This window comes from Rhodococcus sp. 05-340-2, assembly GCF_002258915.1.
Lineage (GTDB): Bacteria > Actinomycetota > Actinomycetes > Mycobacteriales > Mycobacteriaceae > Rhodococcoides.
Map to the genome: position 1 here is coordinate 28,006 of NZ_NOYU01000011.1, position 23,933 is coordinate 51,938.

23 protein-coding genes and 1 riboswitch are annotated in these 23,933 nt (G+C 64.0%); of the genes, 9 read left to right on the forward strand and 14 right to left on the reverse strand.

Annotation, left to right across the window (positions count from 1 at the left end; genetic code table 11):
* The first annotated feature begins 41 nt into the window (after window positions 1-41).
* Window positions 42-1,424, forward strand: a complete 1,383-nt coding sequence (locus CH271_RS07720) for an FAD-binding oxidoreductase (protein WP_037193427.1) — start codon at window positions 42-44, stop codon at window positions 1,422-1,424.
* Here CH271_RS07720 and CH271_RS07725 read toward each other — a convergent pair whose 3' ends face one another.
* The 10 genes from CH271_RS07725 to CH271_RS07770 form a co-directional block, all read right to left on the reverse strand.
* Window positions 1,425-2,735 carry an aspartate aminotransferase family protein gene (locus CH271_RS07725; protein ID WP_094633247.1) on the reverse strand — a complete coding sequence of 437 codons (1,311 nt, stop codon included), beginning with the start codon at window positions 2,733-2,735 and terminating at the stop codon, window positions 1,425-1,427.
* Complete coding sequence (locus CH271_RS07730) at window positions 2,736-3,872, reverse strand: ABC transporter substrate-binding protein (protein ID WP_037193429.1); 1,137 nt, start codon at window positions 3,870-3,872, stop codon at window positions 2,736-2,738.
* Window positions 3,869-4,627 (reverse strand): ABC transporter permease, encoded by a 759-nt coding sequence (locus tag CH271_RS07735; RefSeq protein ID WP_094633248.1) that lies wholly within the window; start codon window positions 4,625-4,627, stop codon window positions 3,869-3,871. The genes CH271_RS07730 and CH271_RS07735 overlap by 4 nt, the downstream gene beginning before the upstream one ends.
* Window positions 4,624-5,403, reverse strand: coding sequence for an ABC transporter ATP-binding protein (locus tag CH271_RS07740; RefSeq protein WP_094633249.1), 780 nt, complete (start codon window positions 5,401-5,403; stop codon window positions 4,624-4,626). Before CH271_RS07740 ends, CH271_RS07735 begins: the two co-directional genes overlap by 4 nt.
* On the reverse strand, window positions 5,400-6,305 hold the full coding sequence (locus CH271_RS07745) for an ABC transporter permease (RefSeq protein ID WP_252342079.1): 906 nt from the start codon (window positions 6,303-6,305) through the stop codon (window positions 5,400-5,402). The genes CH271_RS07740 and CH271_RS07745 overlap by 4 nt, the downstream gene beginning before the upstream one ends.
* Before the next feature lie 26 nt (window positions 6,306-6,331).
* On the reverse strand, window positions 6,332-7,363 hold the full coding sequence (locus tag CH271_RS07750) for a TIGR03842 family LLM class F420-dependent oxidoreductase (RefSeq protein WP_094633251.1): 1,032 nt from the start codon (window positions 7,361-7,363) through the stop codon (window positions 6,332-6,334).
* Window positions 7,364-7,366: 3 nt separating this feature from the next.
* Window positions 7,367-8,788, reverse strand: coding sequence for a dihydropyrimidinase (gene hydA / locus CH271_RS07755; RefSeq protein WP_094633252.1), 1,422 nt, complete (start codon window positions 8,786-8,788; stop codon window positions 7,367-7,369).
* Window positions 8,788-9,627 carry a nitrilase-related carbon-nitrogen hydrolase gene (locus tag CH271_RS07760; RefSeq protein ID WP_212556183.1) on the reverse strand — a complete coding sequence of 280 codons (840 nt, stop codon included), beginning with the start codon at window positions 9,625-9,627 and terminating at the stop codon, window positions 8,788-8,790. The genes hydA and CH271_RS07760 overlap by 1 nt, the downstream gene beginning before the upstream one ends.
* Before the next feature lie 103 nt (window positions 9,628-9,730).
* Window positions 9,731-11,245, reverse strand: a complete 1,515-nt coding sequence (locus tag CH271_RS07765) for an ATP-dependent DNA ligase (protein ID WP_094633262.1) — start codon at window positions 11,243-11,245, stop codon at window positions 9,731-9,733.
* Between the two features lie 137 nt (window positions 11,246-11,382).
* Entirely contained in the window at window positions 11,383-12,975 is a 1,593-nt protein-coding gene (locus tag CH271_RS07770; RefSeq protein WP_052047918.1) for a carboxylesterase/lipase family protein, read from the reverse strand.
* A 98-nt stretch (window positions 12,976-13,073) separates the two neighbouring features.
* Here CH271_RS07770 and CH271_RS29190 point away from each other — a divergent pair, with 98 nt between their 5' ends.
* The 6 genes from CH271_RS29190 (at window position 13,074) to CH271_RS07800 (ending at window position 18,670) form a co-directional block, all read left to right on the forward strand.
* Window positions 13,074-13,721, forward strand: a complete 648-nt coding sequence (locus CH271_RS29190; protein ID WP_256986325.1) for a hypothetical protein — start codon at window positions 13,074-13,076, stop codon at window positions 13,719-13,721.
* A 118-nt stretch (window positions 13,722-13,839) separates the two neighbouring features.
* A complete protein-coding gene (locus CH271_RS07780; RefSeq protein ID WP_037193447.1) occupies window positions 13,840-15,237 on the forward strand; it encodes a sugar porter family MFS transporter in 1,398 nt (465 codons plus the stop codon).
* Between the two features lie 63 nt (window positions 15,238-15,300).
* Window positions 15,301-15,400, forward strand: a riboswitch (TPP riboswitch).
* Window positions 15,394-16,116, forward strand: a complete 723-nt coding sequence (locus tag CH271_RS07785) for a TenA family protein (RefSeq protein WP_094633264.1) — start codon at window positions 15,394-15,396, stop codon at window positions 16,114-16,116. (Overlaps the previous riboswitch by 7 nt.)
* The gene (locus CH271_RS07790; protein ID WP_094633253.1) at window positions 16,113-17,126 is read left to right on the forward strand and encodes an ABC transporter substrate-binding protein; all 1,014 of its coding nucleotides are present in this window, start codon (window positions 16,113-16,115) and stop codon (window positions 17,124-17,126) included. The genes CH271_RS07785 and CH271_RS07790 overlap by 4 nt, the downstream gene beginning before the upstream one ends.
* Window positions 17,104-17,940 (forward strand): ABC transporter permease, encoded by an 837-nt coding sequence (locus CH271_RS07795; protein WP_094633254.1) that lies wholly within the window; start codon window positions 17,104-17,106, stop codon window positions 17,938-17,940. The genes CH271_RS07790 and CH271_RS07795 overlap by 23 nt, the downstream gene beginning before the upstream one ends.
* Entirely contained in the window at window positions 17,933-18,670 is a 738-nt protein-coding gene (locus CH271_RS07800; RefSeq protein ID WP_037193452.1) for an ABC transporter ATP-binding protein, read from the forward strand. The genes CH271_RS07795 and CH271_RS07800 overlap by 8 nt, the downstream gene beginning before the upstream one ends.
* A gap of 46 nt (window positions 18,671-18,716) precedes the next feature.
* Here the strand turns inward: CH271_RS07800 and CH271_RS07805 are convergent, their stop codons facing one another.
* Both CH271_RS07805 and CH271_RS07810 read right to left on the reverse strand, forming a co-directional pair.
* Window positions 18,717-19,994: an LCP family protein gene (locus CH271_RS07805; protein ID WP_094633255.1), complete on the reverse strand. Its 1,278-nt coding sequence runs from the start codon at window positions 19,992-19,994 to the stop codon at window positions 18,717-18,719.
* 20 nt (window positions 19,995-20,014) lie between these two features.
* Window positions 20,015-20,671 carry an FMN-dependent NADH-azoreductase gene (locus CH271_RS07810; protein ID WP_082323750.1) on the reverse strand — a complete coding sequence of 219 codons (657 nt, stop codon included), beginning with the start codon at window positions 20,669-20,671 and terminating at the stop codon, window positions 20,015-20,017.
* Window positions 20,672-20,744: 73 nt separating this feature from the next.
* Here CH271_RS07810 and CH271_RS07815 point away from each other — a divergent pair, with 73 nt between their 5' ends.
* The gene (locus CH271_RS07815) at window positions 20,745-21,107 is read left to right on the forward strand and encodes a helix-turn-helix domain-containing protein (RefSeq protein ID WP_094633265.1); all 363 of its coding nucleotides are present in this window, start codon (window positions 20,745-20,747) and stop codon (window positions 21,105-21,107) included.
* A 15-nt stretch (window positions 21,108-21,122) separates the two neighbouring features.
* Here CH271_RS07815 and CH271_RS07820 read toward each other — a convergent pair whose 3' ends face one another.
* Both CH271_RS07820 and CH271_RS07825 read right to left on the reverse strand, forming a co-directional pair.
* On the reverse strand, window positions 21,123-21,443 hold the full coding sequence (locus CH271_RS07820) for a homoserine dehydrogenase (RefSeq protein WP_094633266.1): 321 nt from the start codon (window positions 21,441-21,443) through the stop codon (window positions 21,123-21,125).
* A gap of 230 nt (window positions 21,444-21,673) precedes the next feature.
* The gene (locus tag CH271_RS07825; protein WP_037193454.1) at window positions 21,674-22,444 is read right to left on the reverse strand and encodes a hypothetical protein; all 771 of its coding nucleotides are present in this window, start codon (window positions 22,442-22,444) and stop codon (window positions 21,674-21,676) included.
* A gap of 186 nt (window positions 22,445-22,630) precedes the next feature.
* On the opposite strand from CH271_RS07825, the gene CH271_RS07830 reads away from it, so the two are divergent.
* Window positions 22,631-22,915, forward strand: a complete 285-nt coding sequence (locus tag CH271_RS07830) for a GNAT family N-acetyltransferase (RefSeq protein ID WP_094633256.1) — start codon at window positions 22,631-22,633, stop codon at window positions 22,913-22,915.
* Window positions 22,916-23,933 lie beyond the last annotated feature (1,018 nt).

Sequence of the window (23,933 nt, forward strand, 5' to 3'; positions counted from 1 at the left end):
TCGGGTGTCGACGGTCACATTTTCGACGTGAGGAGACCGAGATGTCGGTGACGACCGATGCAGATGCCCGCCTGAGCGAGCTCGAATCCCTTCTTTCGCCCGGCGCGGTGGTCACCGACCCGGACATCACCGAGGGCTACCGACGCGACTGGGCGAAGGATCCCGACGCCGGAACCCCGCTGGCCGTCGTGCGCGCACAGTCCACCGAGGACGTTCGTGCCGTGATGCGGTGGGCCACCGAGCACAATGTGGCGGTCGTCCCGCGCGGTGCCGGATCGGGTTTGTCCGGCGGAGCCACCGCCGTGGACGGCGGAATCGTGCTCACCACCGAGTTGATGCGAGAGATCACCGTCGATCCGGTGACCCGCATCGCCGTCGTACAACCCGGGCTGCTCAACGTCGAGGTCAAGAAGGCCGTCGCGGAACACGGCCTCTGGTACCCACCGGATCCGTCCTCGTTCGAGATGTGTTCCATCGGAGGCAATGCGGCCACCAATGCGGGCGGCCTGTGCTGTGTGAAGTACGGAGTCACCACCGATTACGTTCTCGGTCTCGAGGTCGTCCTGGCCGACGGTACCGCCGTCCGACTGGGCGGGCCACGCCTGAAAGACGTTGCAGGCCTATCCCTTGCGAAGCTGTTCGTCGGCTCCGAGGGCACGCTGGGCATCATCACCGAGATCACTCTTCGATTGATTCCGGCGCAACCTCCCGCCAGTACGGTGGTCGCCTCGTTCGCGTCGGTGCACGACGCGACCACCGCCATTCTGGCCATCACCCGGAACTTGCGGCCGTCGATGCTCGAATTCATGGACCGCGCGTCCATCGGTGCCGTCGAGGATGCCATGAACATGGGGCTCGATCGCGAGGCGGCCGCGATGCTCATTGCTCGGTCCGACTCCCCCGGTGCCGACCGAGGTCGCGAGATCGAGATCATGGCGGCCGCGTGCACCGAGGCCGGGGCCTCGGATGTCTTCACGACCGACGACCCCGATGAGGGTGAGGCCTTCGCTGCCGCAAGGCGATTCGCCATTCCCGCGGTCGAACGACTCGGCAGCCTGCTGCTCGAGGACGTCGGGGTTCCACTGCCCGCACTACCGGCCCTCGTCGACGGAATCGCCGAACTGTCCACGAAATACGACGTGCTGGTGGCGGTCATCGCCCACGCCGGCGACGGCAACACCCACCCTCTGATCGTCTTCGACCCCGAGGACGCCGACATGACACGGCGCGCCAACATCGCATTCGGCGCGATCATGGATCTGGCAATTTCCTTGGGCGGCACCATCACCGGTGAACACGGCGTCGGTCGCCTCAAGAAGGCGTGGCTGCCCGATCAGGTGGGTGAGGACGTCATGGAACTGACCCGCCGGATCAAGACCGCACTCGATCCGGCAGGCATCCTCAATCCCGGTGCGGTGCTGTGATCACCCGTCGACGGTGAAGCCGTCCGCCACCGTCAGTACCTCGTCGAGGATTTCCAGTCCCTGACGAATCTCGTCCTCCGAGGTCGTCAGCGGGGGCGCGATCTGAAGGCGGTTGCCTGCCACGAACGGCCACAGTCCACGTGACTTCGCCGCGGCGGTCACCGTGCCCATGGCCGCTGCGTCCTTGCCCGACGCGGCAAAAGGCACCAGCGGTTCCTTCGTCTCGCCGTCCTTGACCAATTCGACGGCCCAGAAGAATCCCTTGCCGCGCACCTCACCCACGCTCGGATGAGATTCGGCCAGCTTCGACAGGCCCGCACCGAGTACGTCCTCGCCGACGTGACGCACGTGCGGAAGGATCTTGTCGCGCTCGAACACTCCGATGGATGCCACGCCCGCGGCGCACCCGAGCACGTGGCCGGAGTAGGTCAACCCTCCCGGATAGGCTTTGTGGTCGAACTGCGAGGCGATCTTCTCCGAGATGACCACTCCGCCGAGGGGGATGTACCCGGAGTTGACGCCCTTGGCGAACGTGATCAGATCCGGTGTCACATCCCAGGCCTGGCATGCGAACCATTCGCCGATTCGCCCGAACCCGACCATCACTTCGTCGGCAATGTAGACGATTCCGTACTTGTCGCACAGCGCCCGAACCCCGGCCAGATATCCGGGCGGCGGGATCAGCACACCGTTGGTGCCGATGACCGATTCCAGGATCAGTCCGGCGATGTTCTGCGCACCCTCGAGCACGATGACCTGTTCCAGGTGCGCCAGTGCTGCGGCCGTCTCGTCCTCGGGAGTCGTTGTGCCCCAGGGTGACCGGTACGGATACGGCCCGAAGAAGCGCACGACGTCGACGTTGGTGGGTTCGGTGCCCCATCGCCGAGGCTCGCCAGTGAGACCGATCGCAACTCCGGTTCCACCGTGGTACGAGCGGTACGCGGCGAGCATCTTCGTACGCCCGGTGTGCTGTCGCGCCAGCCGCACCGCATGCTCGACGGCTTCTGCGCCACCGGTCGTGAAGAACACTCGGTCCAGATCACCCGGCGCACGTTCGGCGATCAACGCGGCGAGTTCACTGCGCTTGTTGTTGGCCACGGTGGGAGAAATGGTCGTCAGAACCTGGGCCTGTTCGACGATGGCGGCGACGACGTCGGGGTGTTGATGCCCGAGATTGACGTTGACCAGCTGCGACGAGAAGTCCAGGTACCGCTTGCCCTTGTCGTCCCAGAACCACGACCCCTCTGCACCCTCGACGGTGATCGGATTCAGTTCGGCCTGCGCCGACCAGGAGTAGAACACGTGATCCATCTACTTGCCGCCTTCCTCCAGTGTGACCTCCATCGGAGCGTACGACTCCCCGGTGACATCCACACCGTCGGCCTTCAACAAATCCAGCGCCTGGCTCACGTACTCGTTGGTGTAGGCCTCGGCGTCGGGATCGGCGGTCAGCACCGTCGAGCCCTCGGCGTTCTTCGTCGTCTTGGCGATGTCGACGGTCTGCTGCCATGCCGCCTCGTCGATCATCCCGATGCCGTCCGCCGACGGCCAGATCAGCTTGTTGACTTCGTTGACCTGCCAGAGCTGATGGCTCGCGCCCAGTGTGGACCCCGCAGCGACGGTGATGTCGCGGCACTTCTCGACGTTGTCTCGGCAGAAGATCCAGCCCTTCAGCGAGGCCGCCAAGAATTTGACCGTCTGCTCCTGGTAGGCCTCGTCGGAGAGCTTGTCGGTGTTGGCCCAGATCGCGTCCTGCAGCATCGCGACGCCGTCGTCGTTCCAGTTCAGCGACGCGAAATCGTCTGCGGTGTAGAGCGCACCGGTTGCGGGGTTCACGGTCTCGAGCAACTGCGCGTACTCGTTGTACGACATCGCCTGGGCGGCGGCGATATCACCGGACAGCAGTCCGTTCATGTCGAACTGCTGCTGCACCAACGTCACGTCGGAGGGACTGACCCCGGCCTTGGTCATACCGGCGAACAGCTCGAATTCGTTGCCGTAGCCCCAGTTTCCGACAGTCTTGCCCTGGAGGTCGGCCGGTGAGGCAATGTTCTGATCCTTGAACGAGACCTGCAATGTGCCCGACTTCTGGTAGATCTGGGCCACGTCGGTGATGCCGGCTCCGGCTTCACGGGATGCGAGCGCCTTCGGCACCCACGCGACGGCATAATCGGCCTGCCCCTGTGCGAGCACAGTTTGCGGGACGATATCCGTTCCACCGTCGAGGATTTCGACGTCCAGCCCCTGTTCCGCATAGAAACCCTGATCGACGGCGGCGAGGTAGCCCGCGAACTGGCCCTGTTTGAACCATTGCAGTTGCAGCTTGATCGTGGTGTCCCCGTCGGCGGTGGTGTCGGTGTCGGTCGTGGTGGTACTGCAGGCCGAGGCGACCACCGCCAGAGCCATGACGACGGCGAAAAGAGGTCGGGGGGTTCGAGTGATGTTCATATCCATCTTTCCTGGGGACGACGCCGGGACACGAGTTTCTCGAGCAACAGAACAACCACGAAGAACAGCAAACCGACTGCGATGGCACCCATCACGTAGGCCCACGCCCGGGGGTAGGCCGTGTTCGCCGCGGCGGAGGTGATCCGCGACCCCAAACCGTTCTGCAGTCCACCGAAGTACTCGCAGATGATGGCAGCAATGACAGCATTGGGAGCCGCAACCCGCAAGCCGGTGAAGATGTGCGGAACGGCGGACGGGAGGCGAACGATTCGGGTGAACTGCCAACCACCCACGGCATACGACGTCATCAGGTCGTGGTGCACAGCCGAGACCTGACGCAGTCCTTTTGCCGCACTGACGAATACCGGGAAGAACACGACGATGGTCACCACGAGTCGCCGCGGTAGATCGGTGGTCGAGGAGAACATCGAGTTGAACACCGGCGCAAGAGCGACGATCGGAACGGCTGCGGAACCCGCTGCCAACGGGGTGAGCAGCTCGTCGACGATCCGCAGGCGAACCGCTGCCATTGCCGCGAGGAGACCGAGCACCGACCCTGCGATCAACCCCACGAGAGCGTTGGTTCCCGTTGCCAGACTTGCCGATCCGATGTTACCGAGGTTCCGCACGAATTGCTCGGCGATGGCGCTCGGCGACGGCAGCAGGAACGACGGAACCCCCGCGACGACCGTGAGCAACTGCCACAGTGCGAGCGCCGCCGCACCGAACACCACCGGTGGCAACCAGAGCTTCATCGCAGATCCGCACTGCGAACCGTACGGCCGTGCAATGCGTCACGAACCGCGGTGATGGACGAGAAGAACTCCGCCGATTCGCGCGGATCCCCGTTCGTGTCGAATCTGTCGATCGTGAGTGTGTCGACGATCCGTCCCGGGCGTGGGGACATGACAACCACCCGATCGGACAGGTACACCGCTTCGGGAATCGAGTGGGTCACGAACACCACTGCTGCGCCGGACTCCTCGGCGATGCGCAGTAGGTCGTTCTGCATCTTCTCGCGGGTCATCTCGTCCAGGGCCCCGAACGGTTCGTCCATCAACAACAGTCCCGGTGTTCGGGCGAGCGCCCGCGCGATCGCCACTCGTTGCTGCATCCCACCGGATAGCTGGCTGGGAAATCTCTCTGCGAAATCGGTGAGTCCGACGAGGTCCAGCAGTTCGCGAACTCGTTCTGCCCGAGCGCGTTTGGGCACCTTGTGCAGTTCCAGCGGCAATGCGACGTTCGATTGCACTGTGCGCCAATCGAGCAGCCCTGCCTGTTGAAAGGCGATGCCGTACTTCTGTTCGACGCGGGCTCGGCGTGCCGACAGGCCGAACACCGATACCGAACCGGACGTCGGTTGCTCGAGATCGGCCACGATGCGGAGCAACGTCGACTTGCCGCAACCCGAAGGCCCGATGAGCGAGACGAATTCACCGGGGGCGATCGCGAGCGATACATCCTCCAGCGCAGTCACTCCCCCGTCGAACGTCTTGCCGACGCCCTCGACGAGTACCGCATGCTCGGTCATGTCTGTGCCCTTCGCGCTGGTGCACGGCCCGCGTAGCGGCCCAGTGCGATATCGAGCAGCGACACCAGTGCGGTCACCACGAGTCCGAGCACCGCAGCGCCCAGAACGGCTGCGTACAAGCGGGATGCGTCTCCTGTTGCCTGCTGCGAGAACACGATGATCTGCCTACCGATACCGCCGGTCGTACCGGTGGAGATTTCGGCGACCACGGCACCGATCACGGCGGCCGCAGCAGCCAGACGCAGTGCCGGAATCAGATGCGGCACAGAGGCGGGCAGGCGCAGTCGAACCAGGGTGGTCCACCATCCGGACGCGTAGCTGTGCATCAGATCGAGTGCTGCTCGATCGGGTGCACGCAGGCCGCGCAGCATCCCCACTGCCACCGGGAAGAACGCGAGATACGACGCGATGACGGTGATGCTCATCCAGGGCTGCCACGCGTACCCGCCGATGGCGATCTTCCCGCCCCAGCCGGCGACGAGCGGTGCCAACGCGATCAACGGAACCGTCTGCGAGACGATCACATACGGCAACAAGGACCGCTCGACCCACACGAACCGTTGCATCGCCACCGCCAGCACCAGCCCGACCACCGTCCCCAGCGCGAACCCGAGTACCGCGAGCCCGAACGTGAACAGGCCACTGGACACGATCGCGGCACCGACACTGCGAGCCCCGGCGACGTTCACCTCGGGCTCGGTCAGCGCCGCCAACACCGACCACACGTGGGGTAACGCGCCGTCGTCGGTGCGCGGGAGCACCCGCACTCCGGCGACACTCACCCCGTTCGCGGGGACGAGCACTTTCACCAGCTCCCAGAACACCAGCAACACGCCGACGGCCACCACTGCCATCAACGGACGCCGCACTCCTCGATTCGCACCGGCTGGAGTGGCTGCCACCACCGAAGCCTGATCGAGAACACCCGTCACGACGTTGCCGTCACGCTCGGCCGAATCTGCGGAATGATGCTCTCTCCGTAGGCTTCGAGTGTCGCTGCCTTGGCGTCGTGCTGCAGGTACACCGAGAACTGGTCGACGCCGAGTGCCTCCAGCTCTTTCAGCTTGGCGATGTGATCGGCCGGGGTGCCCAGTAGGCAGAACCTGTCGATCACCTCGTCCGGAACGAATTCTGCGTGAGAGTTTCCGGCTCGACCGTGCTCGTTGTAGTCGTACCCTTTGCGCGCCGCGATGTAGTCGGTGAGTGCCTGTGGAACACCGCCGCCATCGCCGCCGTAGCGCGAGACGATATCGGCGACGTGGTTGCCGACCATCCCGCCGAACCAACGACACTGATCTCGGGCGTGTTCGAGCCCGGCATCGGTGCCGTCGGTGACGTAGGCGGGAGCGGCAACGCAGATCGAGATCGAATCGGGGTCGCGACCGGCCTGCTCGGCCGCGGCGCGGACCCGGCCGATCGTCCACGCCGCGATATCGGGATCGGCCAGCTGCAGAATGAACCCGTCCGCCACCTGGCCGGTGAGCTCGAGTGCTTTCGGCCCGTACGCCGCGACCCATACCTCCAGGCTCGAGTGTTCTGCCCACGGGAACTGCACGGTTGTCTCACCGACCCGAGCGCTCCGCCCATTGGCCAGATTACGGATCACCTCGATCGACTCTCGCAGTGAGGCAAGCGTTGTCGGCTTACCGCCCAGAGCCCGGACCGCGGAGTCGCCGCGGCCGATGCCACAGACCGTCCGATTGCCGAACATGTCGTTGAGCGTCGCGAACGTCGATGCCGTCACCGTCCAGTCGCGGGTTGCAGGATTGGTGACCATCGGACCGACGGTCACCCGCCTCGTCGCCGCCAGAATTTGGCTGTAGATGACGTACGGTTCCTGCCACAGCAGGTGCGAATCGAACGTCCACACGTGCGAGAACCCATGTGTCTCTGCCTGTCTGGCAAGATCGATCACACGGGACGCAGGCGGATTGCACTGGAGCACTACCCCGATGTCCATGACTCAGATCAGATTCTGAGACAGGTCGCGTCGGACGAATCGTCCGTGTCCCGCAGTGCCGGAATAGGATCCACCGTCGACGATGATCCGGCCGCGAGAGATCACGGTGTCGACATGCCCGTCGATCTCGAAACCTTCGTACGCCGAGTAGTCCATGTTCATGTGGTGGGTCTTGTCGACGCCGATGCTGGTGTGTCCGTTCGGGTCGTAGATCACGATGTCCGCGTCGGCACCCGGGGTGATGACACCTTTCCTCGGATACATTCCGAACATCCTGGCCGGAGTGGTGCAGCAGACGTCGACCCACTTCTCCAGCGTGATCCTGCCGCTCTTGACGCCCTGGAACATCAGATCGATGCGATGTTCCACCGAGCCGATCCCGTTGGGAATCCTGGAGAAATCGCCGATACCCATCTCCTTCTGGTCCTTCATGCAGAACGGGCAGTGATCGGTACTGACGGTCGCCACGTCTCCGGTGCGCAGGTACCGCCACAACTCGTCCTGATGCCCCTCGGCTCGCGACCGCAGTGGCGTCGAGCAGACCCACTTGGCACCCTCGAAGCCCGGTGCACCGAGTTGTTCTTCGAGAGACAGATAGAGGTACTGCGGACACGTCTCGGCAAACACGTTCTGCCCGTTGCCACGGGCCTGCGCAATCTGTTCGAGGGCCTGCTTGGCAGAGACGTGTACGACGTAGAGCGGTGCGCCGGTGACGTGGGCGAGCATGATCGCTCGATGCGTCGCCTCCTCCTCGAGCTGCCACGGCCGTGACGTGCCGTGGAAGTACGGGGCCGTGTCTCCACGCGCGATCGATTGAGCAACGAGTACATCGATCGCGATGCCGTTCTCCGCGTGCATCATCAGCAGTGCACCCGTTTCGGCGGCGGACTGCATGGCGCGCAGGATCTTGCCGTCGTCGGAGTAGAACACGCCCGGATAGGCCATGAAGAGTTTGAAGCTGGTGACGCCCTCGGACACCAACTCGCTCATGGCTTTCAGGGAATCGTCGGTGACGTCGCCGATGATCTGATGGAAGCCGTAATCGACGGCGCACTGCCCCGCGGCCTTCTCGTGCCACTGCGCCAGAGTGTCCTGGACGCGCTGACCGGGGGTCTGAATCGCGAAGTCCACGATCGTCGTCGTGCCACCCCAGGCCGCTGCGCGCGTTCCGGTTTCGAAGGTATCGGAGGCGAACGTACCGCCGAACGGCATCTCCATGTGCGTGTGTCCGTCGACCCCACCAGGAATGACGTATTTGCCGGTCGCGTCGACGACGACGTCCGCCGAGGTCTTCAGGTCCGCGGCCAGGGAGACCGATCCGGGTGCAAGCACTGCGACGATGCTCTCACCGTCGATGAGCACATCCAATTCCTGTGCGCCGGTGGTGGATACCACGGTCCCACCGTGCACGAAGGTGGTGGCCATCAGGGTTGCACCAGCGGGCCGTATGCGTCGGGTCTGCGGTCACGATAGAAGGCCCATCGGTCGCGGACCACCTTGAGCAGGTCCATGTCGAGGTCACGCACGATTATTTCGGGTTCCGAATCCGACGCCACCTCGCCGACGAATTTGCCTTCGGGATCCACGAAATAGCTGGTCCCGTAGAAATCGTCGTCACCGTATTCGGATTCGATTCCGACTCGATTGATCGCGCCCACGTAGTACTCGTTTGCGACGGCCGAGGCGGGTTGTTCGAGCTTCCACAGGTAGTTCGACAGGCCCCGCGAGGTGGCCGACGGATTGAAGACGATTTCGGCACCGGCAAGACCGAGTGCGCGCCAACCTTCCGGGAAATGTCTGTCGTAGCAGATGTAGACACCGATACGCCCGACCGCGGTGTCGAACACCGGCCACCCCAGATTGCCGGGGCGAAAGTAGAACTTCTCCCAGAATCCGTTCACGTGGGGGATGTGGTGTTTTCTGTACTTGCCGAGATAGGTCCCGTCGGCGTCGACGACGGCAGCGGTGTTGTACAGAAGTCCGGGTTGTTCCTGCTCGTACACGGGCAGAATCATCACGATGCCGAGTTCCTTCGCCAGCGCGGCGAAACGGTCGACGGTGGGCCCTGGTACCGATTCTGCGTATTCGTAGAACTTCGCGTCCTGTAGCTGACAGAAGTACGGACCGTAGAAAAGTTCTTGGAAGCAGACAACTTTCGCGCCCTGCTCGGCGGCGGACCGAGCAAACCCCTCGTGTGCCGCGATCATCGATTCTTTGTCACCGGTCCACTTGCTTTGGACCAGAGCAGCTCGAACTGTGGACATCATTGGCACTCCATCTCTCGCTGGCTTGCACCCTCAAGATATTTTGCGCCGTGTTACGGGATCGTTCGGCCGGTTTCGTATGTATTAATCGTCGGAACTGTTTTCACGAATGTGGAAGGAGTGCGCGCACGGCGTCGATGGAGTCCGCGGTGGCGAGGTTCTTGTCGGGTCGGTATCGCAGTACTCGCGCGAATCGCAGGGCAACGCCGCCCGGATAACGTGGGCTGACCTGCACGCCGTCGAGTTCGATTTCGACGATCAGTGCGGGGCGCAGGTACACGGTGTGCTCGTCGCGCTCTCGCTCGTGTTTCGGGAATTCGTCGGTCTGCCACTGCAACAACACGTCGGTCAGGCCTTTGAAGGTCTTCCCCACCATGATCGGGTCACCGCCGTCGGGATCGCGAGCTCCCAGGTGCAGGTTGGACAGGTAGCCGGTGCGCCGCCCGTACCCCCACTCGGCTCCGAGGACGACGAGGTCGAGGGTGTGTTCGGGTTTGACCTTCTGCCAGCTCTTTCCGCGACGGCCTGCGGCGTACGGTGCACCGAGAGCTTTGAGCATGACTCCCTCGTGCCCGGCGTCGAGTGCAGCGTCGAAGTGGGCTGCTGCTTGGTCCGCATCGGGCCGAACGGCACTGGGAATTCGGTGCCCCGGTGCCACCCGGTCCAGTGCCGCCAGCCGTTGCTCCAGCGGGGAATCGAGCAGATCGACACCGTCGAGGTGCAGGCAGTCGAAGAAGTAGGGCTGCAACAGGAGCTCGTGCGCGCTCTCGGCACCGAACCGGCTCATCGTTTCCTGGAAAGGCCTGGGCCGTCCGCTGTCGTCGAGCGCGAGGGTCTCCCCGTCCAGGACCACCGAATCGCACGGCAGCTCGAGAACCAGGTCCACCAGCTCGGGCACGCCGGCAGTGATGTCGCGCAGAGTCCGCGTGTAGATGCTCACGTTGTTTCCGGAGCGGTGCACCTGAATTCGCGCGCCGTCGAGTTTGTATTCGACGGTGACATCGCCGGACATCTGTTCCCAGGCACCGCGCAGAGATTCCGCGGGCGACGCCAGCATCGGCCGGACCGGGCGACCGACCTCGAGCCGGAATGCATCCAGCGCGTCGACGCCACCGGTCATGGCGGCTATGGCCGTGGCAGGCAAACGACCCGAGAGCATGAATGCCCGACGCACCGGCGCTTGCGGCAGGTTCGTGGCGGCGGCAACGGCGTCGACCATGATTCCTTCGAGCGCGCCCTGGCGCAGCTCGCCGGTGACGAGCCGGATCAGAAACCGACGCTCCTCGGCCGTACTTCGGGAGAACAGGTCGGTCAATATCGCTACCCGCCGCGCAGCAGAACCCGCCCCCGAGGTCGCCGCGACCGAAGATATCGCCTCGTCCACCTCGGCAACCGTCAGTGTCGAGTCCGCGGCGGACGTCACGTCGAGATCGGCGAGAGTGCGCCAGCCGACCCCTATCCGGCCCTGCGGCAACTCCCCCGACAGCCACGACACGGCGGGCCCGATGTCACCGGCCTCGGCCTCGGCGAGCAGGGCACCGAGTTGCTCGATCTTGACCTTTCGCGAGCGCGTCGCTGCCACGGCACTGGACGTTTCGACGATCCTCGACATCAACACACCATCGAACATAACCGCACCTACCGACAGGTCGCTGACATCCAATTGTTACCGGTGTGACTCGAGCGACCGGTGTTCTTGCTGTTACGTTCGATTCATGTCAGCAACGCCGTGCGACAGAACGCATGAGCGATGTGTCAGCTGAACCCGAGAACGCGGTCGCCCCATGCAGCGCGCATCTCGCCGTCGGGGTCGTCGACGAGAGTGTCCGATGCATCGATCACCAGCGTCCAGCGCGCCTGCTCGGTGTACGGGGCCCAGTGCTTGGACGCATCCAACGCTGCGGGTACGCCGTACCGCGCGAAAGCGAGCCAGCGTCTCTGCATCCGCGCGGACACCGCCATCGCCGGCTTCCGGCCACCGAGCCAGAAGGTGGGGTCTCGGCTGAGTGTTCCGAAATTACCGAACACATACGGCAGTTCGGTCGCGTGTCCCGCTCCCACCCGTGCGGCCTTGAGCATCGGCGTCGCATGATCGAATCGGTACATCCATGTCGGCGAATGCCTGCTGTGCCCGTCGGCGATCCAGACGCTCGGCATGAGGAATCCCGCGTCGCGCGATATGGCCTGTGCCCCAGCGGGTTTGTCCCGGTCCGGATATGCGGCCATGATCTCGGCGACCCGATAAGCGGGCAGATCCGCGTGGTCGTGAGCGATGGCGCGGAACATCTCGGAGACGGTGTCGGAGGTGATCGGCATCAACGGAGACTTCATGAATCGAAAGATCGAGGGCTCGTCGTGGTTGGTGCCGATGATCAACGGGATCTTGTGCGAGAGCCCCTTCTGGAAGGCTGCCACTGGATAGCGCGGCACGATGTCTCCGTCGACGACCGGCGAAAGGCCAAGTGTCCCAGGAACTGTCGTCGGAATCTCGTAGCAGAGCGTGTCGCCGGCGGTGACCAGCCTGGTGAAATGCATGTCGAACAGTTCACCGATGTCTTCCCGGTCGACGCCCACCAACTCCAGGAACCTCGACGCCACCGCGGCTCCGCGGTCGGGGCCGTACACCGAGGTCGCAGGCGCGCTCTGCACGATCGCTCGTTGGAACAGGCCCTCGGCCTTGGGAGAGGTCATCAACGTGGTGACCGACGCTCCCCCGGAGGATTCACCGAACACCGTCACCTGATCGGGATCGCCGCCGAACGCAGAGATGCACTCACGGACCCACTGCAGTGCGGCAATCTGATCTCGCAGCCCCAGATTGGTCTCGAACGTGTGCTCGTCGGTGGAGAACGAGGACAGGTCGAGGAACCCGAACGGGCCGAGACGGAAATTGATGGTCACCACCACCACGTCGCCGTTCTCGCTGAGGTTTCTCCCGTCGTAGACCCGCTGGGCGGACGATCCGAGCGAGTACGCCCCGCCATGGATCCAGACCAACACCGGCCGCAGTTCTGCATCGGGACGGGGAGCCCAGACGTTGAGCGTGAGGCAGTCCTCGGAAATCGAGAGCGACGGATCGATCGGCACCGGACTGTCACGACCCTGCGGAGCCATCGCACCGAATTCGAGGCCGTCGAGCACTCCCGACCAGGGCTGCAACGGACGCGGCGCTCGGAACCTGAGCTTCCCCACCGGAGGCGTCGCGTAGGGAATACCCCGCCAGGCCAGGATCGGCGACGCATCGGCAGCGACCGGATAGCCGAGAACGTCGCCGTAGGGCGTGCTCACGAGCACGGTGGAATCGGGCTCGGTGGAATCGGACGCGCCGGAGTCAGAGGCGATGGCCATGGAACCTCCCGTTCGGTCGTTGCCCAACGTACCAACATCAACCATCCCCTCGGCGACGATACGCACAGCGTCGACGCCCGCGAGCGAAGGAACCGTCGATGAAGAGAATCGGATGTGCCGCAGTGGCAGTCGTCGGGGCATGTCTGCTCGGAGCCTGCGGTTCGAGCGGCGGAGGCGACGGACCGATGGCGACCGTGATCACCGACCGCCCCACCCCGATCACCACGGCTCCCTCCGCCCCCTCTGCCGCGCCGGCATCACCGTCCACCGCAGCGACCACCACGCCGACGTCCACCACGGCGACACCGACGAGTCCTGCTGCACCCCAGGCGAAACCGCAGGACTACGCAGGCAAGGCACCCGGCTGGTACTACTTCTCGAGCCCCAGCGGAAAGTTCGAGTGCGGTATCGCCGTCCTCGAATCCTCGATCGCCGGATGCCACGGGTCGCTCCCTGCTTCGGCACCCGAGGTTCCCGGCAGCGGGGCGTCGGAAACGGCGGTGAAACCCAATGCCGTGCAGCTGATCGCTGGATCACCGGCGAAGTTCGAGAGCCTCGGCGATCCCAAGTTCCACCGTTTCGACGGTCCTGCGGCAGCCTTGCCGTACGGCGAGGAGCTCACCGTCCCCGGAAGCGGCTCCACCAACGGCCTTCGGTGCAGCGTCGACGAGCAGACCGGAGTCACGTGCACCGATCAGGTCGGCCACGGTTTCACCGTCTCGGACGATGATTTCGACCTTCGTTGACGGTCTCGTTCGCTCAGCAAATTACCAGGCGTAATGTCCGGGGACGGTACGACAATTCCTGCCGTACGGTCTCCCCAGCGGCCGACGCCCGTGCGCGCGGCCGGAAGGTGCATCACTCATGAATCAGACCTCGGACCGCCACACAGCGAAGGTCATCGGCGTCAGCATCGCCGCTGCTGTGGGCGGATTCCTGTTCGGCTTCGACAGTTCCGTCATCAACGGCGCTGTCGACTCGATCGAAGATCACTTCCTCCTCGGCTCGTTCACCACCGGCTTCGTGGTCGCGATCGCCCTCATCGGCTGCGCGGTGGGTGCCTGGTTCGCCGGCAGCCTCGCAGACCGTTGGGGACGCAAGAAGGTCATGCTGCTCGGCTCGGCCCTGTTCGTCGTTTCGTCGATCGGTTCGGGACTGGCGTTCAGCGTCCCCGACCTCATGCTCTGGCGAGTGCTCGGTGGACTGGGAATCGGCATCGCCTCGGTGATCGCACCGGCGTACATCGCCGAGATCGCTCCGGCCAAGTGGCGCGGTTCCTTGGCCTCGCTCCAGCAATTGGCCATCACCATCGGCATTTTCGCCGCTCTGCTGTCCGACGCCCTCCTCGCGGGTGCCGCGGACGGGGCGTCCAACGACCTGTGGTTCGGCATCGAGGCCTGGCGCTGGATGTTCCTGGTCGGCGTCGTACCGGCGCTGGTGTACGGGTTGTTGGCAACCCTGATCCCGGAGTCTCCGCGCTACCTCGTCGGTCAGCATCTCGACGAGGAAGCCGCCAGAGTCCTCGCCGAGATCACCGGCGAACTGCATCCGGACGAGCGCGTCCACGAGATCAGGCTGACACTGCGCAAGGAGTCACGCTCGTCGTTCGCCGACATTCGCGGTCCGAAGTTCGGCCTGCAACCCATCGTCTGGGTGGGCATCACGATGGCCGTGCTGCAGCAGTTGGTCGGCATCAACGCGATCTTCTACTACTCGACGACGCTGTGGCGCTCGGTCGGCTTCAGTGAGGATCAGTCGTTCACGACGTCGGTCATCACCGCCGTGATCAACGTGGTCATGACGTTCGTGGCGATTCTGTTCGTCGACCGAATCGGTAGGCGCAAGCTGCTGATGGCGGGCTCGATCGGCATGTTCGGCGGACTCGTCATGGCGTCGGTGGCGTTCTCGCAGGCGACCGGCAGCGGCGACGACGTCACGTTGCCTGCTCCGTGGGGTGCGATCGCGCTGATCGGCGCCAATCTTTTCGTCATATTCTTCGCATCCACCTGGGGTCCGATCATGTGGGTCATGCTCGGTGAGATGTTCCCCAACCGCATGCGGGCCATGGCACTCGGCATCGGCACTGCAGCCAACTGGATGGCCAACTTCGCTGTCACGCTTGCCTTCCCGCCGCTGACGTCGTCTGTGGGACTGTGGGTGATCTACGCAGGATTCGCTGTGTTCGCCGCACTCTCGTTCTTCTTCGTCAAGGCCAAGATCCGGGAGACCAAGGGTATGGAGCTCGAAGACATGCTGGGCTGAACCCGGACCGCAGATACAGGGGCGGCAGCAGTGCCACCGGGTGACCGGTGTTACTGTCACTGTCGTTCTGACACGGGGTGTGTCCGCCGATGCGGATGCTGAGATCAAACCCGCCGAACCTGATGCAGGTAATACTGACGAAGGGATGTCAAGGCGATGACGCCTGTTGTATCTGCGGACCCGGTCCGCTTCACCGATCGACTGTGGAATGCCTCCGAGGACATTCGACGCGCGATCGACGACCTCGAATTTCTTCGACTACTCGGGGCCGGGACGCTTCCGCTCGACGCGTTCCGTAGGTACCTCGAACAGGACTCACTCTATCTCGGTGGGTACGTGAAGTCGCTGTCACTGCTGGCAGCACATGCACCGAACCCGTTCGCCGGAGCATTCTGGGCAAGCGCTGCTGCGAGCGCGATGGACGAGGCCGCGTCGCACGAGGCGATGCTGACCGGTGGAGCGCTGCCCCCGTCGACCCGGACGCCCGAGCCTTCACCGGCATGCCTCGGTTACACGTCCTACCTGACCGCGACGGCGGCAACCGAACCGTATCCTGTTGCAGCAGCAGCTGTTCTGCCGTGCTTCTGGATCTACGCAGACGTCGGCCGCTCACTCGCCGGTGCAGCGAGGGCGGTTCTCGATCGCGATCCCGACCACCCGTACGCGCAGTGGGTGGCCGCGTACGACGCACCCGAATTCCATGCCATCGTCGACGCTGCCAAGACCTTCGTCGATGACGCCGCAGCGGCCGCGACGCCGGCGCAGCGCGAGCAGATGATCGACGCCTTCGTCGTCGCGTCGCGGTACGAATTGATGTTCTGGGACAGCGCATTACATCCCACCCCATGGCCCCTGGCCGAGAGTGCGGTGTACGCATGAGAACCACTCGAATCCTCGCGGCGTTGGCGGCGGCAGTCGTTGCCACGACCGGACTGGCGGGCTGCTCCGACTCGACGGACTCCGACACCATTCGGTTCGCGTTGGACTGGACGCCGAACACGAACCACACCGGCCTGTATGTCGCCCTGCAGGAGGGCTATTTCGCCGACGCCGGCCTGGACGTGGAGATTCTGCCGTACAACAACACCGCGGCGGACACTCTCGTCGATGCCGGAAACGCCGAGTTCGGCATCAGCACACAGAGTTCGGGCGTATTCGCGACCTCCGCAGGCGCGCAGACAGTGTCCGTCCTTGCGCCGCTGCAGCATTGGGCTACCGGCATCGGAGTTCGCGCCGATCGAGACGACATCCCGAGCCCGAAGGCACTCGACGGGAAGGTCTACGCCGGGTTCGGCGAGTCCGGTGAGCAGGCCGGACTCGAGAAGGTCATTCAGAACGACGGCGGCACAGGCGAATACGAAACGGTGGTACTGGGCACCTCGGCGTACGAGGCGGTGTACTCCGGTACCGCCGACTTCACCGTCTCCTACTTCGCGTGGGAAGGCATCGAAGCCGAGCACAGCGGAACGCCGATGAAATACTTCGACTACACCGACTATGGGTTTCCGGACGCCTACGCCATCACGATCAGCGGCAACGAGCCCTGGCTCGCAGCCCATCCGGACCAGGCCGAGAAGTTCGTCCAGGCACTTCAGCGCGGCTACCAACTCGCCGCCGACGATCCGGACAGGGCCGCACAGGATCTGATCGACGCCAATCCGGGAACCTTCACCGACGAGTCTCTCGTCTTCGAGAGCCAGGAGATGCTCGCAGCGAAGTACATGAAGGACTCCACTGGCGAGGTAGGACGACAGAGTCTCGACAAGTGGACCGCGTACTCGAAATTCCTCTACGACAGCGGTGTGCTGGCCGATCAGAACGGCGCGCCTCTGACTGCGGAGCCGGACTGGTCGACCTACTTCACCAATGACTACCTCGGCAATCGATGAGTCGGTAGCCGCTGACCGAGGTTCCTACTCGTTCAGCGGTATCCGAGCCTCGCTTCGTTGGGCGTGGCCCGCCCTGACCGTCGTCGTACTGCTCATCGCCGCCTGGCAGATCTACGTCGAGATCAGCGGCATCCGGCCGCAGGTGCTGCCGTCTCCCGGCCGAGTGGTGGTCCAGGGTTGGGCGCAACGCGATGCGATCGCCGAGAATGCGGCGGCGACTCTGCAGGTGACCCTGGTCGGGTTCGCGGTCTCCCTGGCCCTGGCATGGCTGCTGGCCATCGCGGTGGATTTCTCGCCGTGGCTGCGGCGCGCGTTCGTACCCCTCTTCGTCGTATCGCAGACGCTTCCGATCATCGCGATCGCGCCGCTGTTGATCATCTGGTTCGGCTTCGGGCTGCTTCCGAAGATCCTGGTCATCGCGTTGGCCACGTTCTTCCCGATGGCCATCGGGCTCATCGAGGGTTTCGCGGCGGCCGATCGAGACGCGAGATCACTGCTGGCCAGCATGGGCGCCTCGCGCTGGCAACAGTTTCGATACGTGCGGCTACCGTCGGCGCTCCCCCGATTCTTCACCTCACTTCGCATCGGAATCACCTACGCGGTGGTCGGTGCGATCTTTGCTGAATATGCCGGGGCCAGTGCGGGACTCGGCATCTACATGAGCCAACAGAAGAACTCTTTTCGTACCGATCTGGTTCTCGCCGCGGTTGCCGTGACTGCCGTGATCAGCGTGGTCCTGTTCGTCTCCACCTTCCTGGTGGAGCGGTTCGTCGCTCCTTGGGCGCGCCACGGTTCGGCGGGTCTTGATGTCTGACTCCGACACCTGCATCGATGTTCGCGATCTCACCAAATCATTCGGCGACAAGCCCGTACTCGACGGCATGTCGTTCGGTGTTCGGCCCGGCGAGTTCGTGTCGATCATCGGCCCGAGCGGTTCCGGTAAGAGCACGGTGTTCAACATGCTGGCCGGACTCGACAGGCCCGACTCCGGCACGGTGCGAGTACCACCGTGCGCCTACATGCCTCAGAAAGACCTGCTGTTTCCGTGGCGTTCGGTGTTGGACAACACCACCCTCGGGCTCGAAGTGCAGGGCATTGCCAAGAAGGAGGCGCGGGCGCGGGCACGCGAGCTGTTCCCGGTGTTCGGTCTGGACGGGTACGAGTCGGCCAGACCGTCCGAACTCTCCGGCGGCATGCGCCAACGAGCGGCGCTGCTGCGCACGGTGGTGCAGGGACGATCGGTACTGCTGCTCGACGAACCGTTCGGAGCGCTGGACTCGTTGACCAGGAGCGACATGCAGGCCTGGTTGCAGCAGGTCTGGTCGGAGTTTCGGTGGACCGTGCTGATGGTCACGCACGACATCCGAGAAGCGGTCTATCTCTCCGATCGCGTGATCGTCCTCTCCCCCAGACCCGCCCACGTCCGACGGCAGATCGAGGTGACGCTGCCCCGCCCGCGCGGGCTCGAGATCGTCACGACGCCGCAGTTCGCGGCCGTGGAGAAGCAGCTGATGGACGTTCTGCTCAGCACGCCGACCCTCTGACCGGTACCGCGCGAGTTCGGTCGACAAGGCTCAGTCGACACAGGGGTCAGTCGACACAGGGAATGCCGCCGTCGCTGTGCACACCCTCGTCGGGGGCTGTTGCCGGATCCAGGGACGGATCCGGCGCAGCGACCTCGAGCGGGGGCAGCTCCGTTCCCGGATCGGGTGCCGCGGTGATCGGCGGTGCGGGCGGCGGCGCGTCATCGATCAACCGCGCTGCCTCGGCCCTGATGGCGTCGACGTCGACGAGGTTGACGTCCTGCCCGTCGATCGTGTCGTAGCCCGTGATCGGGAGCGTGTAGAAATCGATGTCGCCCTGCATGACTGCACCGGCTCCCCCTGCGAGCTTCACCGGATCCAGGGATGCGTCGATCACGACGTCGTCCTTGGTGCCCGCTACGAGCGCCCGGAGTTCGCCGATGTTCGCCATGACACCGGAGGAGCTGAGCTTGGCCATCACTCCGGCCACGAAGGCCTGCTGTCGCTTGGTTCGATCGAGATCGCCGTTGTCGAGGCCGTGGCGTTGCCGGACGAAGGACAGTGCCTGCGAGGCGCTCAGTTCTTGCGTGCCCGCAGCGAAGTCCGCCCCCGAGTAGTTGTCGTGTACCGGATTGTTCAGGCACACCTGAATGGGTCCGACAGCTGCCGCGACGTCGTAGAAGCCCAGAAGGTTGACTTCTGCAAAATGATCGATCGGCACGTCGAGCAGATCACGAACCGCGGTCAACGTCGACCGTCGTCCCGCGTCGCGCGCTCGTCGCTCCCGTTCGGCCGGATCGGTGACGCCCTCGTCGAGCAACTGTGTATCGGCGTCGGCTTTCGCAAGTCCGTACGCTTCCTTGATCTTTCGCTTGCCGTATCCGGGAACGTCGACGTAGTCGTCGCGAGGTATCGACAGCGCCGTCGCGCGCCCGCCGTCGGCCGGAAGGTGCACCAGCAACAGGGTGTTGGTGTTGTATCCCCCCACGTCGCTGTCGCCTGCATGCAGCGCGTCGGTGACGAACTCGGAAGGTAGGTCGTTGCCGTCCATGTCCTTGCGGCTGTCGAGGCCGATCAACAGGATGTCGGTGTCCTCGCCGTTGCCACTCGGATCGTTGTTCGCGATGCCGTCGAGCGCGTTCGAGGTGGTCAGTCCCGTGGTGGCTTCGCGGTACACCGCGAACCCGATTCCGCTGACCACGATCGAGCCCACTGCCGCAGTGGCGACGAACACCCGGCCGATTCGGAGCGCGAGGCCTCGATCGCGCGACGGCTTCCTGATGCGATGACGCCCCGATCCACGTTCACCGCGGGTGGTGTCGTTGCCTGGGCCGTTCGAGAGCACCTCGCCAGGCTACTCGGCTCTCACCTGGTGGTAGCTCCACCCAATCGCCGCGCGAGATCGTCGACGGCGGAGAACGCCGCCTCGAGATTGGCTCGCGCCTGCGGAATCTGCGGCGCGAGTGCCGGCACCCGCTCGGCGAGAGTCAGATCGACCGGGACGAAGTGGACATCCATTCCCAGCGCGACTCCGAGCACCTGTCGCAGTTGTGCGGTGGTGTGGTCGGTGGACGCGTTGTCGGTACCGGGGGTGTAGTCGTTTCCCCGACTGGTCACCACGACCACGGGCTTGCCGACGAGAGGTGCCGTGTCGCTGTCGAACGGCACGGTGATGCCCGGAACGTGTACGTAGTCGATCCATGCCTTCAGGGTCGACGGGATCGACCAGTTGTACATCGGCGCACCGATCAACACCACGTCCGCCGAGATCAGTTCCTCGATCAGTTCGACCTGCAACGCCTCGGCGGATGGATCGACGGTTTCGTCGGCGGTTCGCAGATGAGGTGCCCAGTGCAGCGCAGACGTGGGTAGGTGCGGCAGCGGACTCGAATGCAGGTCTCGAGGGATCACCGAGTGGTCGGTGCCGATGCCGTGCCAGGCGTCCGAGAAGCGGGCCGTCACCCGGCGGCTGATCGAGCCGACCGGGTCGGCGGACGAATCGAGGTGCAACAACTGCGGCACTGAACACTCCTCACATGCTGGGTGCTTCGAGCCTATGCGCACCGAGGCCGTTGCCCGCTCCTATCCTGGAAGAATGGACTTCCGATTCGTCATGCCTGCCCTCGAGTCGCGATCGGCCACCTCGCTGGCGGCGGTCGTTCACGAGCGGACCGGAGCAGACCTCGACATCAGTATCGGCGGTTCGGAGGTTCGGATCGACGACGCAGCACGCGGCGCGGTGTTGGAACTTCTCACCCAGCTCGCGACCGGGCGGGCGGTGGCCATCGGCACCGTGGACGAGTTGCTGACCACCTCGCAGGCTGCCGAGGTGCTCGGGGTATCCGACACCTATGTCAGACGGTTGGCCGATGCGGGCGATCTACCGATCGAAATGCGCGGCACTCACAGACGATTTCGGCTCGAAGACCTTCTGCGACACCGTGATCGATTCCGGTGATGTGCGCTTTGCCCGTCACCCGGCCTCGCGTTCGAAGTGCTCGGACTGGACGGTCATGAGATCACGGAACGCCTGCCCGGCAGCCAGCCAGAGTTGTTCGGAGTCGATGTAGTCCACCCCTCGGATATCGACATCACCCAGGTACGCGCCGACGTCGACCGACAACATTCCGATGACAGAGGAGACGTCGGCATCGAGATACGTGAATTGGGTGTTCTGCAGCTCGCGGAACTGAGCCGAGAAGAACTCGGCCGGGATTCTACGATCGACGAACTGGGCGATGAGGAACAGGAAGCGGGACGCGTGGGCGGAGCCCGTCCGGAAGGAATGTTCCATGGTGAAGACCTCTCCCCACGGTCGACAGCACCCCTCGCACTGTCGACCGTTGAGCTCGCTGATACCCGAATTTCGATGCACGGACGAACTCTCGAACATCGATTCGACCCAGAGGCTAAAACAGGGAGCTCGTCCTACCAGCGCAAGATTAATCGGACTTTTGTCCCGTTTTTACCGGAAAAGCCAATTTGGTGAGGAGTCACAACAAAGGGGTCGGGAGCTGTAGTTCTCTACTGAAAAGATCCCAGCGGAGCACGATCCGGAGTGTCCAGTTGCCAGAACTGCCAACCGTCGCGCTCCTCGACATCCCCACTGATATGCGTGGCCACCGCACTGGCAGCGACGGAGGGATTGTCGAATCGACGGCCCTCCATCGGTCCAGCGGTGATCTCGAGTCGCTGTGTCTCGGGATCGTAGCGACCACTCAGCCGATAGCCCTCGCAATCGGCGACCACCCGTACCCGGTTGTCGATCACTTCTTCCTCCACGGCCGCCTTGGACGACTTGCGAGGCGCCTTCACCCGTGGAGTACGAACCCACGTCTGCTCGGGGCCGAGATCCACCGATGTGTCCAACGTCGAACTCAGACCCAGCAGGTCCCAACGCTCGCTACCGTGCAGCACTCGGTCCACCGCTATCGCGTGATGTCCGGTCCTGGTACGCAGTGGCGAATCCTGGACCCACAGGTCGACTTCTCCGCGAATGTCGGTGGCCATCTCTTCGGACGAGACCATGTAGAAGCGCGGCTCGTCGTTCGCCAGATCGACGAACACCCAATACGAGGAACCGGTGTCGTCACTCTCGAGCGATTCATCCTGCCTGCGGGCCTTCCAATCTCCGGTCACCTTCGATCGCACGCGAACGATGCACGACGAGGTGCCGTCCATCGACCAGACCTGCACGGGATTGCGACGCGACGTCGTCAGCCGTTCCGCACGTCCACCGCGCTGAGCGACGGTTCGGATGAATGCCTTGATTCCCCGGTCGGATGTGTCTTCCACGGATTGCCACCTTCAGCCTCGAGAGCGCCCCGTACTTATGAAGAGCGGTGTTGCGACGGGTGGCGCTCGCACGACTCGGTTTCCCTCACCCTACTGCGTCGATGCCTGCTCGAGTAACCGCAGAACACCCCACAGGACGAGGTCCGGTTACCGTGGTGACAACGAACTCGGCCAGGAGGTACCACCATGGCGGTCAAGATCACCCACGACAGTGCCGACCAACGGTTCGAGATCCATGTCGACTCCGAGCTGGCAGGCTACTCGGAGTACATCGAATCGGACGGCGCACGAACGTTTCATCACACCGTGACGCTCCCGCAGTTTCGCGGCCGAGGGCTTGCCGCTGCCCTCACCGAATACGCCCTCGACGACACCAGCACGCAGGGACTGCGCGTTGTCCCTACGTGCTGGTTCGTTCGCGACTTCATTGCCGCCGCGGGCGATCGCTACTCACATCTGATGGAGCCCTGACTGTCAGCGCCGGGACGACATCACCGCGAACTCGATCTCGGAATCCGATTCGCAATCGTTCTGGGCTGTTGTCTCCGTCGGATCGCTCTCATTTGAATTCGATTCTGCGACAGCTGTTTCGGCAGCTCTCTCCGCTGCGACCCGACGCCGTTCGTAGTTCTGCGCGCCACGCGCGACGCGTTGTCGGTGTTCGTTCAGGATCTGTTCGTACTGGTACATCTGTTCTCCTACAACAAGAATGGACGCCGAACACAGAGCATTGCTGTGCGGCGAAGTATTGGATCGACAGCTGCATATCACCGGCCGGAACCGACCGATTCGGCCGAAGGCTCACTCAGAGAGCATGATCGGCAAGCATGGCAATCCGCGAGTAGACGACTCGACGGCCCACGTAATTCATTTCTGCTGCCATTGTCCACCTCCACGGTCTTTGCGATGCGCCTGTGCCACGATCATGCACGGCCGCGGCGACGAACTCCACCGATTTAATTCGGCGAGCACGACGCGACAGCTGTCACCCACCAATCAACCTGTCGCAAAGTCTATTTCGCGACCACATCGCATCTCGAACGACGTGATGCGGAGACGATGACATCGCACCGAGCCGGCACAGCACGCGCCGCGCGGTGATCCTGATATCTACCGTCGCCTGAGTCGAAGTCGAGACCTCGAGTCCGCCAATGCGCGCGCGTTTGCCGACGCGTACGCAGTCAGCAGTCGACTCGCATGCCCTGCCCGGGTTCTGGCCTTCACGTCCGCGAATGCGCGCGCGTTTGCCGAGGGGCGGCATTGGTGCCGGGCAGCTCGGGAGTCTTGGAGCGGCAGTCGGGGTGCCGGCAGCTCCAGGGTCCGTCGATGTGACGGCAACGCCCGGCCTGTGTCCCTCGTGTCCGCAAATGCGCGCGCGTGTGTCAGGTGCGCGCGGAATAGGTACAGGTCGGGATGCGATTGTGCGCGCGGATGGCGAATGCGCGCGCGTTTGCCGGAGGGGGGTGGGAGTAGGGGGGTGCCGGGCGGC

Bases quoted from the DNA above. Each gene is read 5' to 3' on its own strand.
- CH271_RS07720 (WP_037193427.1), top strand. From the start codon at position 42: ATGTCGGTGACGACCGATGCAGATGCCCGCCTGAGCGAGCTCGAATCC.
- CH271_RS07725 (WP_094633247.1), bottom strand. From the start codon at position 2,735: ATGGATCACGTGTTCTACTCCTGGTCGGCGCAGGCCGAACTGAATCCG.
- CH271_RS07730 (WP_037193429.1), bottom strand. From the start codon at position 3,872: ATGAACATCACTCGAACCCCCCGACCTCTTTTCGCCGTCGTCATGGCT.
- CH271_RS07735 (WP_094633248.1), bottom strand. From the start codon at position 4,627: ATGAAGCTCTGGTTGCCACCGGTGGTGTTCGGTGCGGCGGCGCTCGCA.
- CH271_RS07740 (WP_094633249.1), bottom strand. From the start codon at position 5,403: ATGACCGAGCATGCGGTACTCGTCGAGGGCGTCGGCAAGACGTTCGAC.
- CH271_RS07750 (WP_094633251.1), bottom strand. From the start codon at position 7,363: ATGGACATCGGGGTAGTGCTCCAGTGCAATCCGCCTGCGTCCCGTGTG.
- hydA (WP_094633252.1), bottom strand. From the start codon at position 8,788: ATGGCCACCACCTTCGTGCACGGTGGGACCGTGGTATCCACCACCGGC.
- CH271_RS07760 (WP_212556183.1), bottom strand. From the start codon at position 9,627: ATGTCCACAGTTCGAGCTGCTCTGGTCCAAAGCAAGTGGACCGGTGAC.
- CH271_RS07770 (WP_052047918.1), bottom strand. From the start codon at position 12,975: ATGGCCATCGCCTCTGACTCCGGCGCGTCCGATTCCACCGAGCCCGAT.
- CH271_RS29190 (WP_256986325.1), top strand. From the start codon at position 13,074: ATGAAGAGAATCGGATGTGCCGCAGTGGCAGTCGTCGGGGCATGTCTG.
- CH271_RS07780 (WP_037193447.1), top strand. From the start codon at position 13,840: ATGAATCAGACCTCGGACCGCCACACAGCGAAGGTCATCGGCGTCAGC.
- CH271_RS07785 (WP_094633264.1), top strand. From the start codon at position 15,394: ATGACGCCTGTTGTATCTGCGGACCCGGTCCGCTTCACCGATCGACTG.
- CH271_RS07790 (WP_094633253.1), top strand. From the start codon at position 16,113: ATGAGAACCACTCGAATCCTCGCGGCGTTGGCGGCGGCAGTCGTTGCC.
- CH271_RS07795 (WP_094633254.1), top strand. From the start codon at position 17,104: ATGACTACCTCGGCAATCGATGAGTCGGTAGCCGCTGACCGAGGTTCC.
- CH271_RS07800 (WP_037193452.1), top strand. From the start codon at position 17,933: ATGTCTGACTCCGACACCTGCATCGATGTTCGCGATCTCACCAAATCA.
- CH271_RS07815 (WP_094633265.1), top strand. From the start codon at position 20,745: ATGGACTTCCGATTCGTCATGCCTGCCCTCGAGTCGCGATCGGCCACC.
- CH271_RS07820 (WP_094633266.1), bottom strand. From the start codon at position 21,443: ATGGAACATTCCTTCCGGACGGGCTCCGCCCACGCGTCCCGCTTCCTG.
- CH271_RS07830 (WP_094633256.1), top strand. From the start codon at position 22,631: ATGGCGGTCAAGATCACCCACGACAGTGCCGACCAACGGTTCGAGATC.